This is a genomic window from Acinetobacter sp. NS-4 (assembly GCF_037402435.1).
In the GTDB taxonomy this organism is placed as follows: Bacteria; Pseudomonadota; Gammaproteobacteria; order Pseudomonadales; family Moraxellaceae; genus Acinetobacter.
Map to the genome: position 1 here is coordinate 71,944 of NZ_JBBEUE010000008.1, position 15,407 is coordinate 87,350.

Annotated in this window: 14 protein-coding genes and 2 pseudogenes; 7 read left to right on the plus strand and 9 right to left on the minus strand. The window is 41.2% G+C overall.

Translation table 11 applies throughout. The features are described from left to right. Positions 1 to 8 precede the first annotated feature (8 nt). From glmU to WAE57_RS08170, 9 genes are all read right to left on the minus strand, one after another. A complete protein-coding gene (gene glmU / locus WAE57_RS08130; protein WP_337709911.1) occupies positions 9 to 1,373 on the minus strand; it encodes a bifunctional UDP-N-acetylglucosamine diphosphorylase/glucosamine-1-phosphate N-acetyltransferase GlmU in 1,365 nt (454 codons plus the stop codon). A 21-nt stretch (positions 1,374 to 1,394) separates the two neighbouring features. Further along, entirely contained in the window at positions 1,395 to 1,916 is a 522-nt protein-coding gene (locus WAE57_RS08135) for a phosphatidylglycerophosphatase A (RefSeq protein WP_337709913.1), read from the minus strand. Further along, positions 1,894 to 2,811 carry a thiamine-phosphate kinase gene (thiL, locus tag WAE57_RS08140; protein ID WP_337709916.1) on the minus strand — a complete coding sequence of 306 codons (918 nt, stop codon included), beginning with the start codon at positions 2,809 to 2,811 and terminating at the stop codon, positions 1,894 to 1,896. Before thiL ends, WAE57_RS08135 begins: the two co-directional genes overlap by 23 nt. A gap of 20 nt (positions 2,812 to 2,831) precedes the next feature. Then, positions 2,832 to 3,281 carry a transcription antitermination factor NusB gene (gene nusB, locus WAE57_RS08145; RefSeq protein WP_086176520.1) on the minus strand — a complete coding sequence of 150 codons (450 nt, stop codon included), beginning with the start codon at positions 3,279 to 3,281 and terminating at the stop codon, positions 2,832 to 2,834. A gap of 4 nt (positions 3,282 to 3,285) precedes the next feature. Next, positions 3,286 to 3,756, minus strand: coding sequence for a 6,7-dimethyl-8-ribityllumazine synthase (ribE, locus tag WAE57_RS08150; RefSeq protein WP_086176519.1), 471 nt, complete (start codon positions 3,754 to 3,756; stop codon positions 3,286 to 3,288). Positions 3,757 to 3,767: 11 nt separating this feature from the next. After that, complete coding sequence (gene ribBA / locus WAE57_RS08155; protein ID WP_337709922.1) at positions 3,768 to 4,889, minus strand: bifunctional 3,4-dihydroxy-2-butanone-4-phosphate synthase/GTP cyclohydrolase II; 1,122 nt, start codon at positions 4,887 to 4,889, stop codon at positions 3,768 to 3,770. A gap of 725 nt (positions 4,890 to 5,614) precedes the next feature. Further along, positions 5,615 to 6,904, minus strand: a complete 1,290-nt coding sequence (locus WAE57_RS08160) for a type II toxin-antitoxin system HipA family toxin (protein WP_169538744.1) — start codon at positions 6,902 to 6,904, stop codon at positions 5,615 to 5,617. Next, the gene (locus tag WAE57_RS08165; protein WP_169538745.1) at positions 6,901 to 7,209 is read right to left on the minus strand and encodes a helix-turn-helix transcriptional regulator; all 309 of its coding nucleotides are present in this window, start codon (positions 7,207 to 7,209) and stop codon (positions 6,901 to 6,903) included. Before WAE57_RS08165 ends, WAE57_RS08160 begins: the two co-directional genes overlap by 4 nt. A gap of 427 nt (positions 7,210 to 7,636) precedes the next feature. Then, the gene (locus WAE57_RS08170) at positions 7,637 to 7,951 is read right to left on the minus strand and encodes a type II toxin-antitoxin system Phd/YefM family antitoxin (protein ID WP_169538746.1); all 315 of its coding nucleotides are present in this window, start codon (positions 7,949 to 7,951) and stop codon (positions 7,637 to 7,639) included. A gap of 556 nt (positions 7,952 to 8,507) precedes the next feature. Here WAE57_RS08170 and WAE57_RS08175 point away from each other — a divergent pair. From WAE57_RS08175 to WAE57_RS08205, 7 genes and pseudogenes are all read left to right on the plus strand, one after another. Then, on the plus strand, positions 8,508 to 9,074 hold the full coding sequence (locus WAE57_RS08175) for a recombinase family protein (protein WP_004282172.1): 567 nt from the start codon (positions 8,508 to 8,510) through the stop codon (positions 9,072 to 9,074). Positions 9,075 to 9,406: 332 nt separating this feature from the next. Beyond that, on the plus strand, positions 9,407 to 9,634 hold the full coding sequence (locus tag WAE57_RS08180; protein ID WP_004812234.1) for a hypothetical protein: 228 nt from the start codon (positions 9,407 to 9,409) through the stop codon (positions 9,632 to 9,634). A gap of 91 nt (positions 9,635 to 9,725) precedes the next feature. Beyond that, entirely contained in the window at positions 9,726 to 11,948 is a 2,223-nt protein-coding gene (locus tag WAE57_RS08185) for a cation-translocating P-type ATPase (protein WP_261183710.1), read from the plus strand. 351 nt (positions 11,949 to 12,299) lie between these two features. After that, a pseudogene (locus WAE57_RS08190) lies at positions 12,300 to 13,232 on the plus strand (IS5-like element ISAba12 family transposase). A gap of 49 nt (positions 13,233 to 13,281) precedes the next feature. Further along, a pseudogene (locus WAE57_RS08195) lies at positions 13,282 to 13,437 on the plus strand (MerR family transcriptional regulator); the annotation flags it as partial. Positions 13,438 to 13,579: 142 nt separating this feature from the next. Next, on the plus strand, positions 13,580 to 13,990 hold the full coding sequence (locus tag WAE57_RS08200; protein WP_004733191.1) for a hypothetical protein: 411 nt from the start codon (positions 13,580 to 13,582) through the stop codon (positions 13,988 to 13,990). Positions 13,991 to 14,039: 49 nt separating this feature from the next. Further along, the gene (locus tag WAE57_RS08205; protein ID WP_337709944.1) at positions 14,040 to 15,407 is read left to right on the plus strand and encodes a TolC family protein; all 1,368 of its coding nucleotides are present in this window, start codon (positions 14,040 to 14,042) and stop codon (positions 15,405 to 15,407) included.

Genomic DNA, 15,407 nt, shown 5'->3' on the forward strand with positions numbered 1-15,407 from the left:
TAATCCTCTTATTTTTTCAGTTTTTGGGGGCGTTGATAGTTTTCTTTAGCCACTTGTTTAGATCGTTCAAAGGCCAAACTATTTTCTGCGACATCGCGTGTGATGACTGAGCCAGCGCCGACAGTTGCACCATTGCCAATACTGACTGGAGCAACCAGTGAGCTGTTCGAGCCGATAAAGGCTGAATCACCAATAATGGTTTTAAATTTATTGGCCCCATCATAATTGCAGGTAATGGTACCCGCACCAATATTTGAACCTGCACCGACTTCGGCATCACCTAAATAGGTAAAGTGATTGGCTTTAGAGCCGAGGCCAATTGTGGAATTTTTCACTTCAACAAAGTTGCCAATATGCACTTCATTCGCCAGTTTGGCACCTGGACGTAAGCGTGCAAATGGACCGATTTGTGCATCTTCACCAACAATTGCATTATCGAAGATACTGTAGGGTTGAACCTTGGTGCCTGAAGCAATCTTGGTATTCTTAATCACACAGCCTGCACCAATTTCAACATGATCACCCAACTCGCAGTCACCTTCAATGATCACATTGATGTCAATCCGCACATCTTGACCAACTGTAAGATTGCCACGTAAGTCGAAGCGGGTAGGATCAATTAAATGCACCCCTTGCTGCATAAGTTTTTTAGCTTGATCATTTTGAAATTCACGCTCTAGAGCGGCAAGCTGAATACGGTCGTTTACACCTTCAACTTCAAAAGCTAATTCTGGTTCAACCGATGCGACTTCTAAGCCATCAGCAATGGCCATCGCCACGATATCCGTCAGGTAATATTCACCTTGGGCATTTTCATTGCTCAATTTTGGCAACCATTGATGCAATTTGGCGTTGCTGACACAGTAAATTCCGGTATTAATTTCTTTAATTTGACGCTGTGCATCACTTGCGTCTTTATGTTCAACAATGGCCTGAATTTTATTGTTTTCACGTACGATACGGCCATAACCGGTAGCATCAGCCAGGGTTAATGTCACCAGGCCAATTCCTGTTTCACGTGAAACAGTTAACAGCTTTTCTAATGTTTCTTGTGTAATGCAAGGCACATCACCCGATAGAATCAGTGAAACGCCATCGCTAGGAAGAACCGGTAAAGTGACTTTAACCGCATGACCTGTACCCAGCTGTTCGGCTTGTTCTACCCATTGAACATTTTCCTGTGCAAAGGCTTGTTGAACTAAATTACCGCCGTGTCCAAAAATGGTAATAATATTTTTGGCATTTAATTTTTTAGCAGTTTCAATGACATGACCGAGTAGAGGGCGTCCTGCGAGCGGCTGCAATACTTTGGGTAAGCTCGAACGCATTCGAGTTCCTTTACCGGCAGCAAGAATAATCACAGAAGTTGACATAATACACCTTAAAAACTTGGCTTAAGCCATTGAAATGTTGAGGTACACGAGAATACAGATTGCGGCCCAAATGCCAGCAATAATATCGTCAAACATAATGCCGAAACCGCCACCGACTTGACGGTCGATGACACGAATAGGCCAGGGTTTCCAGACATCGAATAAGCGGAACAGGGCAAATCCGACGAGCACCCAAAGCCAGCTCATTTTTGCGAAGTAAATCAGGGGCAGGAAGGTAATCGACTGTCCTGCAAATTCATCCCAAACAATACGGCCATCGTCATGTACGCCCATGACTTTAGCGGTTTGCCCGCAAATATAAATGCCAATAAGTGACATTAAAATCATGGCAATAATGGAGGCTGTAAAGCCAATTGCAAGCCAGGCAGGAATAAACAGCAATGCAAAGGCCGAACCAAAAGTGCCCGGCGCTTTGGGTAACAACCCGGAACCAAATCCGACACCGCAAAAAACGATAAAGCGGTTGTACCAGGACATGTCTTTAAAATGAATCGCAGGTTTATGCAAAGTGTTGATATCCATGAAATTGCAGCGAATGATCTACGCCATCCTGCACAAAAGTTAACTCAGTTTTTTGGTCAATTTGTCCAATTTTGCTAATGTTGACATCTAATTGTTGTTGCAAAAGCTTTTCGTAATTTTGCGGGCTTATTGTAAAGCATAACTCATAGTCATCGCCACCCGCGAGAGCATATTGCCATTGCTGTTCTTGAGTTAAATTTTGTAAATCTGGACTGATTGGTAGCTGATTTAATTCAAGCGTGGCGCCGACTTTTGATGCTTTTAAAATATGGCCCAAATCTTGTGCTAATCCATCAGACACATCTATCATGCTGGATGCCAGGCCTTTTAACTTTTGACCGAGCTGACAACGTGGGGTTGGATAATCCAGACGCTGTTGTAGCGGATGTCCTAAATTGTGCAGAGCAAATGCGGCATCACCGACTGTACCAGAGACACAGACATAATCGCCGGCTTTTGCGCCTGAACGTGTGATGGCTTTTCCGGTTTCTATCCAGCCAAGCGCGGTGACTGAAATAGTGAGATGAGGACTTTGGGTGGTATCGCCACCAATTAAACTCACACCAAATTGATCGCAGCAATCATATAAACCTTGGCTAAAGCCTTTGAGCCAGTCATGATCAATTTGGGCTAGGCTCAATGCCAGTAAGATGCTCTGCGGTTTGGCACCCATCGCGGCAATGTCAGATAAATTGACAGCGACAGATTTCCAGCCAATGGCATGCGGATTGGTATCGAGAGGGAAGTGTCGTCCAGCAACCAGAGTATCGGTACAAATCACCAATTGTTGCTGTGGAGGAGGGGTGAGCAAGGCTGAGTCGTCACCGACACCTAAATCGACAGATGAATTGTTTTGCCGATTAAAATAAGTATCAATGATCGAGAACTCAGCCATACAACAAATCTACTGAAAAATTAGTCGGCTTGTTGCTTTTCTGCTGCACGTAAGCTGGTTGCTAAACGGTCCAATACACCATTGATGTATTTATGGCTGTCTGCACCGCCAAAGTGTTTAGCAAGCTCAATCGCTTCGTCTAAAACAACACGGTAAGGAACTTCAAGATGGTCTTTGAGTTCATACGCACCGAGACGAAGGGTTGCAAGTTCAACGCCATCAAGGGCGCTCACTTCGCGGTCAAGCACAGGGATTAAGAGCGCATCCAATGCTTCATGATTGGCAACCACTTGAGTCAACAATTCATGATAATAGCCGAGATCCACTTTGTGCATGGCATTTTCCACACGTGTACGTGCTTCAATCTCATGTACCGGATTGTGGCTCATCTGCCATTCATAAATTCCTTGTACAGCAAAACGACGTGCTTTGCGTTTTGCTGCATAAGTTGCTTGAAGTGTTTGCGACATAGCGTTAAATAGCCTTTAACAAGTTAACCATTTCAATTGCAGTAAGGGCAGCTTCACCACCTTTATTACCTGCTTTTGTACCCGAGCGTTCAATCGCTTGTTCAATACTATCCGTAGTCAATACACCATTAATTACTGGTAAGCCAGTGTCCAGACCAACCACGCCTAAACCTTTGGCACATTCACCAGCAACAAAATCGAAGTGAGGCGTGCTACCACGAATCACTGCGCCAAGGGCAATAATTGCATCAAAACGATCGGCAGCAGCCAGTTTTTTAGCCACTACTGGAAGTTCCCAGGCGCCAGGTGCGTGAACAACGGTGATATTATCCTCTGATACACCATGACGTTTCAATGTATCAATTGCACCTTCTAATAGATGTTCTACAACAAAACTATTAAAACGACCCACTAAAATCGCATAACGGCCTTCGCTAGCGAGATGTAACATACCTTCAATACGGCGAATTGCCATAGCAACCTCGATTATTTCTCTGATGTTTGATTTGCGGTGATGTATTCCACCACTTCTAAGTTAAAACCTGATAGTGCATTAAAACGTAAAGGTGAGCTGAGCAGCTTCATTTTCTCTACGCCTAAATCACGTAAAATCTGTGCGCCGACACCAATGGTTTGGTATTGCTGAGATAACGCAGCATTTGATTTGGTTGGTTTTGGCGCACTTAAACTTTCCAGCGCAGGACCTAGATCCTGTAAATGGCGTTGACCAATCCACACCAATACACCGCGATCACTATCTGCAATAGTTTTTAGCGCTTTATCTAAATTCCAGGCAGGTTCGCCATCTTGCTTGTTGATTTTAAGCAAGTCACGTGCCGGACTAAAACCATGCACACGTACAGTGGTCACACCTTGTTTCGGTTCGCCTTTTACCAGGGCCAAATGAATATCCGGGTTACCAATTTCACGGTAACGGAATAATTCAAAAGTACCGTATTCAGTATCTAGGGTTTGTTGATCCAGGCGTTCAACGGTTTGTTCGTTGGTCATGCGGTAATGGATTAAATCCGCAATAGTCCCGATTTTTAAACCATGTTTTTCTGCGAAAACTTCAAGGTCTGGACGGCGTGCCATGCTGCCATCTTCATTGATAATTTCACAAATGACAGATGCAGGTTCAAGACCGGCCAAACGTGATAAGTCACAGCCTGCTTCAGTATGACCGGCACGGTGCAATACGCCACCTGGCTGAGCCATTAATGGAAAGATATGGCCTGGCTGAACGATATCTGCCGGTTTTGCATGTGCCGCAACCGCAGTTTGAATAGTGTGCGCACGTTCAGCAGGGGAAATACCTGTTGAAATGCCTTTTGCAGCTTCGATTGATAACGTGAAGTTGGTACCGTGTTGGGCACCGTTTGCATCAACCATTAAAGGCAGGTTGAGCTGCTGACAACGGTCGCGACTCAAGGTGAGGCAAACCAGACCACGGGCGTGCGTGATCATAAAATTGATGTCTTCAGGACGTACGTGAGTTGCAGCAATGACCAGGTCGCCTTCATTTTCACGATCTTCATCATCCATCAGGATAACCATTTTTCCTGCACGGATATCTGCTACAAGCTCTTCAACTGTATTGAGCGGCATCAATCTTCACCTTCTTGTTGTCTTGAACGACATTTTGCTTACATTGATTGTTGCATAGTCTACCGTTTTTTTACGATGTTTGCCTATGCTTATTGGTTTCCATTCATGGTTCATTGTTATACACAGTGCCTGAACAGTTGAAAAGGGGACTTTATTTTAAAAAGCAGCGATTATGCTGAATCTTTAAGCAGTTGAAATACATAAATAATGACAAGCTTATGCAAAATGATGCTGATTTGTTGGGTTACGTACGCTACCGGTATAAAAAAAGCCCTAATCTTTCGATCAGGGCTTTTTTGAATCTGGAGCGGGAAAGGAGACTCGAACTCCCGACCCCAACCTTGGCAATAGTCACCAACATAAATTACATTAAATATATTAAAAGTACATTAAACTAAATACATATAAAACAAATACTTAATTCCTTAATATTTAATGGTGTAATTTAAAGTAGGGTAGGGTAAGAAGAAGTTGGTCACTTTAATATGCATTAAAATTCAACAATAATAACCAACATAAAATATGCTTCTATTTTTTATTATTTTTATTTTTTACTATTTGATAAAAATTATTTAGCTGCTGAGGAGTCCTGAATTTGGTAAGCAGCAATAGTCAAACAAATTGACCTAGATTCTTGGTAAGCGTCCGCTGAGCCCCATCAAGATTTTCCCAGTCAAAAACGATAAGCTACCATAGCAGTTATCAGACTCACCGTTTTACGGGTTCTAATCATTTGCAAGTATTTGAAAGTCTGGATGCAATTTTTTCCAATGTTCTCTTAGTTTTTCTTTATGGGCAGAACCCATTGGTAAATCTAGTAATAGCGCTGGCCATACTGACCGTGCTTTGTCCATGATCTCGTGAAGTTGTTTTTCAATTACACGCCATGGAACACCGACTTTTTCTGCCCATTGTTCAAAGTGTTTCATCTCAGCTAAATACCAATCTTTATTTTTGGCAAGATTCAATGCGAAGTGACGCTCATTTTCAATATATACACTTGTCATCAATATATCGTATGCGGGAGATAATCTAGGTGTTCTTTTATCGTGATAAATCATACTCCAGTTCTTTAAGTGTGCATCTCCATTGGCGAGTAAAATATTTATGAGTAAACGGCTGGCAAATTGCTGAATATCAAAAATTTTGTTATCTGAATACTGGTAAATGATCTTGCCTATCTGCTCATAATTTGTGGTGCTGTATTTCTGATGTGGATATGCACCAAAGATCTGAGCAAAATCTTCAATATGAATAAGCTCTGTAGTGTTAGCAGTACTCTGTCTATCGAATCTCTTAATTGCAAAAGCATATTGCTCTTGAGGTAAATTTAATGGTGGAAGGTCTTGTAAGAGTGCCATATCTACCAAGCGAATCTCAGGGACATCTATTCCGACCATTTTGGCAAGGGTCATCATAGAATATTCATTCAGTGGAACAAAAGCATGTCTGGAAGAAGGAGTTTTGATAATCCAATCCCCGAGTAGACTGGATTCCGTTGCCTGCGCTAATGTAAAACGCCCGTCTTTGGCTTTCATGGAAAACTTCATTTGGACGCCGGCCAAGGAAAACTTATTATCTGTTCGAATCTCTTGTTTTAAGATCTGATCTGGATTCGAGATCTGAAGCTTGAATTTTATTTCATCTGGGATTTCTTCTGGATCTAATGGGGTCGCAATGAGTGCTCCAGGTAAGTCATGACCTAAAGCTGCCAATAACTGAAATTCATTGTCTATATGTACTTTGAGGCTTTGTGCAATGAGTTCGCGTAATGCACCTTCTGGTAGCAAGTTTGATAGCAAGGGGTGTAAGCGCTGATGTGTAACATAGGTCCTTTCTAAAATCTTATCTGCTTGAGGATACAAGGGGGAAGTAAGCAGGCTCAAGGTCGGGCGTTGCTGATCAAATCGGAAAGAATCCGTAAAAACCAGAATACTTTTTCCGCTCTGAAATCCTGCCAAGTATCCAACGACAGCGTGATGTAATGTTAATTCCAGGACGGCAACAGTATTCATAGTTCCTCTCCTCCGAGAAGACCCTTCCATGGGTTAGTCATTAAGTCATCCTGATCTTCAATAGTGACTTTAATTTCATCATTCAATAATTGTCTGATCAAATGAACCTTATCATCAGGGATGAGCATCAGTTGAGCATTTAATCCTGCCGCTATAATTTCTAAGGTCTCTAATCGAGGGTTGCCCTGACTTTCCAGTTTTTGGTACTGCTGTCTTGAAATGCCTGTACGTGATTGCATATCAACTTGCTTTAAGCCCAATTGGGTTCGTCTTTTTTTGATTTGCTGAAGTAAAGACTTATTCATTGTAGATACATTTATTGCTTTTAGGTCCTAAAAGAAACATATTAGTTTCTTATTTTTAAAAAAGCAATTTATGATTTTATCATTTCGATCTGTAAAACAACCCTAGCTACGTAGTGATCTGAAATGATTCTGAAAATACAGTTAAAATTTGCATTCGGACCCGCATCCTTTGTGATGGCCAGTTATTTTGATGAACTCTTCATATTATTGCTGGATATGGGCCAGAACCGAGCCTAATCTTTTATTCTCAACCGCTGCATTTTGCTGTAGTCCAACCAGTTTATTGAAGACGCTATAAATGACAAACTTCGTCATTTTATTATGGTCAGCCTCAGGGTGAAGTGTGTCTAATCAACAGGGTTTTTCAGTCTCTACGCTTTTTTGAAAGGAAGATCCTTGATCCAGATTCCTTTTGCAACAGTGCCGTTTATTGTCCTTTCGCTTCCTCAAACACTCCTGTTTCGTTCAAAACCATGTGCTGAATGGGGTGATTGGTTAGCTGGGCAATATCCAGAAGATCACAAACCATTTGTTGTCCTAGCTGTTCACGATGAGAAGCTTCAACGATTTCCTGCATGGTTTGAAATACTTCAAAACTAAGAACAACTGCTTCGCACATATTGTTCCTGTAAACAAAAACAGGTTTATGATTATCTTTGATGATCTGAACAATCTTGCTCCAATGATTGCGAATATCAGTGGCGGAAACGGTTGTACCATTAACAAAAGTTAGTTCATCCATATCAAAGACCTCATGTTGTATGACCAATGTTAGGTCATAAAATATAACCACAATTAAAACTGAAGGTATTTGCAAAATTAGCCATGTATTTACTTATTGATGGGCTATTGGGAGAAGGAATGGGTGATAGACTATGAACGAGAGTGTGTAGTCATTTTATTCAGTATTTTGCAATTTAACTAAATGAAATTTATTGAATTTTAATTATTAATTAGAAAATTAAAACGCCCAATTTAAAAAAACTGGGCGCTTCACTAATGGTAATAAGCATTACCATCAACCACTAGAGAACACAAACCATGGTTCAGTTTTGTGTTTTATAAACATACTTTGTGTATGTGAGTTTGTAAATGATTTTTTGCTCAGAGATTTAAAAATCAAAATACCTTCTTGTTAATATTTGTAATATTAGACCATACCCTAAAGTTACAATCTGAAAGTTCATGAAATTATGTATCATTTAAATGATTTTTAATCATAAGTAACATGTAACTTTAGTGTTAAAGAATTATAATTTACGAAATTGTTCATTTTTATCCAATTGGGGCGTGAAAAATTGAAAGGCCAAAAAGTAGGGTATATCCGGGTAAGTTCTGTCGAGCAAAACACTGGACGTCAACTTGAGGGAATTGAAGTCGACCGGATTTTTGTTGACCGTGCTTCAGGTAAAAATACTGACCGACCTAAATTTCAGGAAATGTTGAACTATGTCCGGGAAGGGGACAGGGTGATTGTACATTCCATGGATCGTTTTGCGCGAAGCCTGAAAGATTTGGTCACTGAAGTAGATAAACTGGTCAAACGAGGGATTGCCATCCAGTTTGTAAAAGAAAATATTACTTTTACGGCCGAATCCACCCCGATGGATAATTTGATGCTGCAATTGATGGGTGCTTTTGCACAGTTCGAACGTGAGATAATTTTAGAGCGGCAAAAGGAAGGAATAAAACTCGCCTCTGCTCAGGGGAAGTACAAAGGTCGGGTGCATAAACTAAAGCCTGACCAAGCTGAAGCTTTACGACAAGCATGGAGGGAAGGGAAGTATCCATCAAAAATGGCATTAGGAAAAGCTTTTGGGATTAGTCGTCAGGCGGTATACCGATATTTACAAGTTAGTGAATAGCTTATTGGGATTGGCAACTAAATTTAGTTTAACTTATAAAAATCATGAAACATTGTTCGAATTTTAAGCGTGGAACATAAATAATCAATAAAAAGCCGCTCTGGTACCCTATGCCCCACAACGGCTTGATCTAATATACTGAAATTTAATGATAAATATCAAGTATTTCGTATAAGGTGTATTATGTTATTTTTAGAAAAACTTAACTTAAATAGATAAATCTAATATATTATCTTTCTCACAATTTCATAAATATCAATTATCTAATAAGCTTTAAATCCTCTTGCTAAGTCTGTATGCTGTTTTATCAGAAAGATACTATAGAGGGTAATATGCATAGTTTTTCTGTAAAAGAATTGGATCAGTTGATTGAAAATGATCTAAAGGAAAAGAAAAAATCTAGTAAGTTATTGATTGGATATAAACTATTTAATGATCTAATGAATGACCCTAAATTTTATGCAGAAGTGACAGATTCAGCCCTGAGTGCCACAAAACGAAAATATAAGAACCTCAAGATCAAGATTACGACGGATAAATATCAACTTCATTTTGAATAAAACATAAAAAAGATATTGATCTCTTTCAATTGTAGATACTTGACACTGTAGTGGCTACAGGGTTTTTAATGTATCTGACAAGGAGAATATTATGAACTCTACTGGCGAAAAAAAATCTAATACTACAGGCTGCTATAGTTGTGGCAGCAATGATTCAATATCTTTAGATGAGGTTAAACCATCACCTGATTCTACAGCTAGCACATCCCATAGATTCCGGATCGCCAACATGGATTGTGCATCGGAAGAATCTGAAATCAGGCATGCACTGAAAAACATTGAAGGGATTCATAACCTGCAATTTAATCTTGGAGAACGAGAGTTAGCGATTGCCGCTGATTCTGAAGTGTTACCCGTGGTTCTCTCGGAAATACGAAAAGCCGGTTTTAAGCCTGAAGCTATTCATATCGATAACGAAATTTCAGGAGAAACCCATCATCCTGCCCAGAATTTCTGGACGACATGGGGTAAATTGTTTACTGCTTTAGTTCTAGCGTTGTGTGCTGAAGCATTAGCTTTTATGTTGCCAGAAAGTTTGGCTGTTAAGGTTGTTGGTATGACCTTAGCTGTTTTAGCCATCGGATTGTCAGGTTTTTCAGTCTACGGTAAAGGTTTATCTGCGCTTCGTCAGGGGCGTTTAAACATCAATGCGCTGATGACGGTCGCTATTACAGGGGCATTTCTGATTGGGCAATGGCCGGAAGCAGCAATGGTGATGGCTTTGTTCGCTATTGCAGAGGTCATTGAGGCACGGGCAGTAGATCGTGCTCGGAATGCGATTAAAAGTCTGCTGTCTCTTGCTCCAGAACAAGCAGAAATATTACAGCCTGATGGTACATGGCTGAGTACACCAGTGAAGGCTGTAGCAGTCGGGGCTATTGCTCGAATCCGTCCAGGAGAACGTATTCCGCTCGATGGTAGCATTATTGCTGGACACAGTGCAGTTGACCAGTCATCGGTCACAGGCGAAAGCCTGCCTATAGATAAAACTCCAGGTGATGAAGTGTATGCAGGTACGATTAATCAAACGGCTAGTCTGGAAATACAGGTCACTGCACCCGCTTCTGACAGTACATTAACCCGTATTATTCATGCGATTGAGCAAGCACAGACTTCTCGGGCTCCGACGCAGAGATTTGTCGATCGTTTTGCAGCTATTTATACCCCAGCAGTATTTGTCCTCGCCATTCTTGTGTTTCTGTCGATGCCTTTGTTCACAGATATGAATTGGATGCAGTCACTCTACAAGGCACTGGTATTATTGGTGATCGCCTGTCCGTGTGCATTGGTCATCTCCACACCCGTGACCGTGGTGAGTGGTTTAGCAGCAGGAGCACGTCGAGGGATTTTAATTAAAGGTGGTGTGTACATTGAGGACGCACGCAAGATTAAGGTTGTGGCTTTAGATAAAACTGGAACCATCACTGAAGGAAAGCCAAAACTGGTTGCATTCGAGCAATTGGACTTGAATACGCCACAAGCAGAAATAGAATGCCTTGCCAAAAGCCTTGCGGCGAGATCGGATCACCCTGTATCCAAAGCAATCGCAGAAGGGCTGACGGCAGAGGTGCGCGAGGTGAATGAGTTTCATGCTGTTGCTGGTCGTGGTGTTCAGGGTGTAATTGAGGATCATCCTTATGTGTTGGCTAACCATCGCTGGATCGAAGAACGTGGACAATGCTCTGCTGAACTTGAAGCACGTCTCAAGATTCATGAGGAAGCAGGTCGTACAGTTACAATTATTGCGAATGCGCATCGGGTGATCGCATTGTGTGCTGTCGCTGACACAATCAAGCCTTCATCAGCCCAAGCCGTGAGTGAACTGAAATCATTGGGAATTACACCGGTGATGTTGAGTGGTGATAACGTTGCGACAGCACGAACAGTCGCAGCAGAGGCGGGCATTACGGAAGTCAAAGGTAATCTATTGCCCGAAGATAAATTGCAAGCGATTGCTGAATTACAACAGCGATTTGGCGTGACCGCAATGACAGGTGATGGTATTAATGATGCGCCCGCCTTGGCTAAGGCGGATATTGGCTTTGCAATGGGTGGTGCAGGAACGCATATCGCAATGGAGGCCGCGGATGTGGTAGTCATGAATGACGATCTACGTCGCTTGCCTGAAACAATCCGTCTCTCAAAACGCACCCATACTATATTGTGGCAAAACATTACACTTGCACTAGGCATCAAACTTGTATTTTTGTTGTTAGCTATTTTTGGTAATGCCTCTATGTGGATGGCGGTATTTGCTGATATGGGGGCGAGTTTACTGGTGATTGGCAATGGGTTAAGACTGTTACGTCGATAAACTGGAATTCTTAACTTTTTGAAAGTATTTCTATTGAATGTTCGAGCGATTTTAGATGGATTTAGATAATATTTTTCTAGCTAGCTTCGGGATCGCTCTTATATTTTCTGATAGCACTTTTATTAATAAATTTTCTGAATTAGTAGACCATCCCACCAAAGTTGTGTCTTGAGCTTATAAATTATAAAGAAAATATTACATTCACTGCTCAATCGACCCCGATGGATAATTTGATGCCGCAACTAGCGGATAACGCTGGCTTCATTCAGTATCGAAAAAATTTAGGTTAATCCAATAGGCTTTGTTGCACAAACCTATCTGTAAAGGGTTTTTCAGCGATATAATTTTCAAATGAAGAAGCCTACACACAAAATCTACCGCACAACCAATTGGCCCGCATATAACCGAGCACTCATGAGTCGCGGAAATATTGCCATTTGGTTTGATCCTGCTACGCAATGGTATGCGCCATCAAAAGGCAAACAAGGGCGAAATCAAACCTACTCCGACGCAGCCATCCAATGCTGCTTAATGATTAAATCCTTATTCCGTCTGTCTTTACGTATGGTCACTGGCTTTGTGCAAAGTCTGATTAAACTTTGCGGATTAAATTGGATAGCTCCAGATTACACCACGCTTTGTAGAAGACAAAAGCATATTGATATTGTAATCAGCTACCAAAAAAGTAGCGATGGGCTGCATCTACTCATGGACTCTACAGGCATGAAGTTTCTAGGTGAGGGCGAATGGAAACGCAAGAAACATGGACCTGAATATCGTCGCTAATGGCGTAAACTTCATATTGGTATAGATGCTAAAACCCTACAAATACGAGCAGTTCAGCTTACAACCAATAATGTCAGTGATTCACAGGTGCTTGGTGATTTACTTAATCAGATTCCACAAGATGAGCAGATTAACTCTGTTTATACCGATGGAGCTTATGACACCAAGCAATGCCGTCAGGTCATTGCAGATCGGCAAGCGCATGCGGTGATTCCACCTAGAAAAAATGCGAAACCATGGAAAGATACAAAGAGTAGCTCGCTAGAGCGAAATGAATTACTTCGAACAATTAAACGTTTAGGCAGGACACTATGGAAAAAATGGTCAGGCTATCATCGTCGAAGTTTGGTTGAAACTAAGATGCATTGCATCAAATTATTAGGAGATAAACTCAGTGCAAGGAGTTTTGATAGCCAAGTGAATGAGATCCATGCACGTGTAGCAGTCCTTAACAGATTTACGGAATTAGGTCGACCACTTACCCAAGTTACGCCTTAAATTTGGCTCAATTAGGGGCGCTTTGCATTTCAAATCTTTGTGCAACAAAGCCGATGTGAATGAATTAATTGACTTACATGTCAGTGCTATCAGAGAAAATATAATCAAGCAACAAAAGCTTATTGAACAATTATCTGATTTAAGAGGTACTTGTGATGGTTTATGTACAATTGACCAATGTGGAGTTCTAAAAAATCTAGCTTGATTATCTAGACCTATGCTTTTTTCAAAAATTCTGTATATCTTTACTTAAGGCTGCAAAAAGTTTAAGGTTACTCAAATTCTGTGATCAGATCTTTGATAGATCTGGACAGCTTCTTATTGGTGTTTTAAATACAGATTTGTGTATGAAGAGAAAAACATTTCTAATCCAGATATTGGTACTCTTATTCACATTCCAGAATATTTGGAGTGTGGCAGAGGCTGCTTGTCTGCATGAAATGCCAAACATACCCAATTCAATACTCTCTAATCCAATCGATTTAGACGAAAAGAGTGATAGTCCTCGTCAAGCACTTTATTCCCTAGAAAACTATAAAGAAATCTATGACTATTGTCAGAAGGTTTGTTTTAACGAAAAGTGCAGTCATTTCTCAAATACAATCGTGATTCAGATTGACCCACCCGATGATCTGAAGCTTAAAGCTAATTTTGAGACCGGCATTACCCCAACTTATTTGGGAATAACTTTTTATAAACCCCCTTATCTGGATCAATTAACCCCGCCTCCCGATTTGCCCCTACTATTGGTGGGGTAGTCTTATAAAAGCCCACCACTCCTAATTTCATTATGCGTGGGGCATTTTCATGTCAAAAAACAAATTACATCAGGATACCTCCATCCTGAATTTATCCTGGTCAGCCTTAGGTAGCGGTATCTTGCTATCTGCAATGATCAGCTTCAGTACTTCCGTAGTCGCCAGTACTCAAGATTTAACGCTGCAGCAAGCTATTGAGCAGGTTAACCAATATCAAGCGTCCCAAAATTTCTGGGAAACGCAAAACAGCATTAATGCCACGAATCTTCAGCAAAGTAAGCTGTTTAAAAATCCTGAACTGTCAGTTGAACAAACGGGATTTGGTTCAAATAATGAAAAAGAGCTTACCATTGGCATATCACAACCCTTGGATATTTTTGGTGAGCGAAGAGCAAACCAAAAATTAGCCAGTCTCTCTACAGATAAAACAGCGCTGAAGCAGAAGATTTATCAAGCGCAAATTGAGCTTGCAGTGAAATATGTATGGTCACAACTGGCCATTGCCGAACTTGAAAGAAACATTGTCAATGAACAACTTCGGGTGAGCCAAGAAAACCTTAAAGCGATCGAGAAGCGCTTTACTGCGGGCGGTATCGCGCAAGTAGATGTGAATCGCGCACGTTTAAGTCATGCTGAAAATATCCGTCTTTTTAGACAGGCCGACTTACAAGTCCAAGTGGCCACCCAACAATTATCAAATTTATGGGGAACCTCTGATAAGTCATTGCAGGTAAACCTCTCTTCACAAAAGCTCTGGCCAAAATCGACTCATCAGCAGGTTCAAGAATATTTAGCGGAAAACTACGTTGAGAAATATCGAGCTTTACTGGTATTAGAGTCTCAAGCAACGGTTGATCAACTAAGGGCAAAGGCACGTCCTAACCCCACTTTAAACCTAGGTGTCAACCGCACCCAATCCTTGGAAAACTCCACACAAAATCAATTAGTAGTCGGAGTCAGTGTACCGCTTAATATTTTCGATCGTCAGCAAAATGGCATAAAAATCGCGCAAGAAAAAATGAACTTATTAGAGCGTCAGAAAGACTTTTATCTAAAGCAAAATGCGCTGCAAATCGGTACGATCTTAACCGAGTTGCAGGGTTTAGAGCTTCAATTCAAAGTCGTTGACGAGACTCAAATTCCTTTGGCGACTCAAGTTCAAAGTAAAACTTTACAAGGTTTTCTGGCAGGCAAGTTTGCTTTAACCGATGTTCAGCAAGCCACGCTTCAATTACAGGATATCCGTCTACGTAAAGTCCAGTTGTTACGGGATGGCTGGCAAAAGGCCATCGAAGCAGAAAGTTTGAGCTTAGGCATTAGCCCAAGTGAAGTCATGTCGAAAGATGCTATTGCACAAATTAATCAAAACTTATGGCAAGACATACAGGCCATGCCTGTCATTGGTGGGGGAAATTAA

What these genes read in the sequence shown, in the direction of transcription:
- WAE57_RS08180 (WP_004812234.1), top strand. Translation starts at nt 9,407, where the DNA reads ATGCATAGTTTTTCTGTAAAAGAATTGGATCAGTTGATTGAAAATGAT.
- thiL (WP_337709916.1), bottom strand. Translation starts at nt 2,811, where the DNA reads ATGGCTGAGTTCTCGATCATTGATACTTATTTTAATCGGCAAAACAAT.
- WAE57_RS08170 (WP_169538746.1), bottom strand. Translation starts at nt 7,951, where the DNA reads ATGGATGAACTAACTTTTGTTAATGGTACAACCGTTTCCGCCACTGAT.
- glmU (WP_337709911.1), bottom strand. Translation starts at nt 1,373, where the DNA reads ATGTCAACTTCTGTGATTATTCTTGCTGCCGGTAAAGGAACTCGAATG.
- WAE57_RS08165 (WP_169538745.1), bottom strand. Translation starts at nt 7,209, where the DNA reads ATGAATAAGTCTTTACTTCAGCAAATCAAAAAAAGACGAACCCAATTG.
- WAE57_RS08205 (WP_337709944.1), top strand. Translation starts at nt 14,040, where the DNA reads ATGTCAAAAAACAAATTACATCAGGATACCTCCATCCTGAATTTATCC.
- WAE57_RS08135 (WP_337709913.1), bottom strand. Translation starts at nt 1,916, where the DNA reads ATGGATATCAACACTTTGCATAAACCTGCGATTCATTTTAAAGACATG.
- ribBA (WP_337709922.1), bottom strand. Translation starts at nt 4,889, where the DNA reads ATGCCGCTCAATACAGTTGAAGAGCTTGTAGCAGATATCCGTGCAGGA.
- nusB (WP_086176520.1), bottom strand. Translation starts at nt 3,281, where the DNA reads ATGTCGCAAACACTTCAAGCAACTTATGCAGCAAAACGCAAAGCACGT.
- ribE (WP_086176519.1), bottom strand. Translation starts at nt 3,756, where the DNA reads ATGGCAATTCGCCGTATTGAAGGTATGTTACATCTCGCTAGCGAAGGC.
- WAE57_RS08185 (WP_261183710.1), top strand. Translation starts at nt 9,726, where the DNA reads ATGAACTCTACTGGCGAAAAAAAATCTAATACTACAGGCTGCTATAGT.
- WAE57_RS08200 (WP_004733191.1), top strand. Translation starts at nt 13,580, where the DNA reads ATGAAGAGAAAAACATTTCTAATCCAGATATTGGTACTCTTATTCACA.
- WAE57_RS08160 (WP_169538744.1), bottom strand. Translation starts at nt 6,904, where the DNA reads ATGAATACTGTTGCCGTCCTGGAATTAACATTACATCACGCTGTCGTT.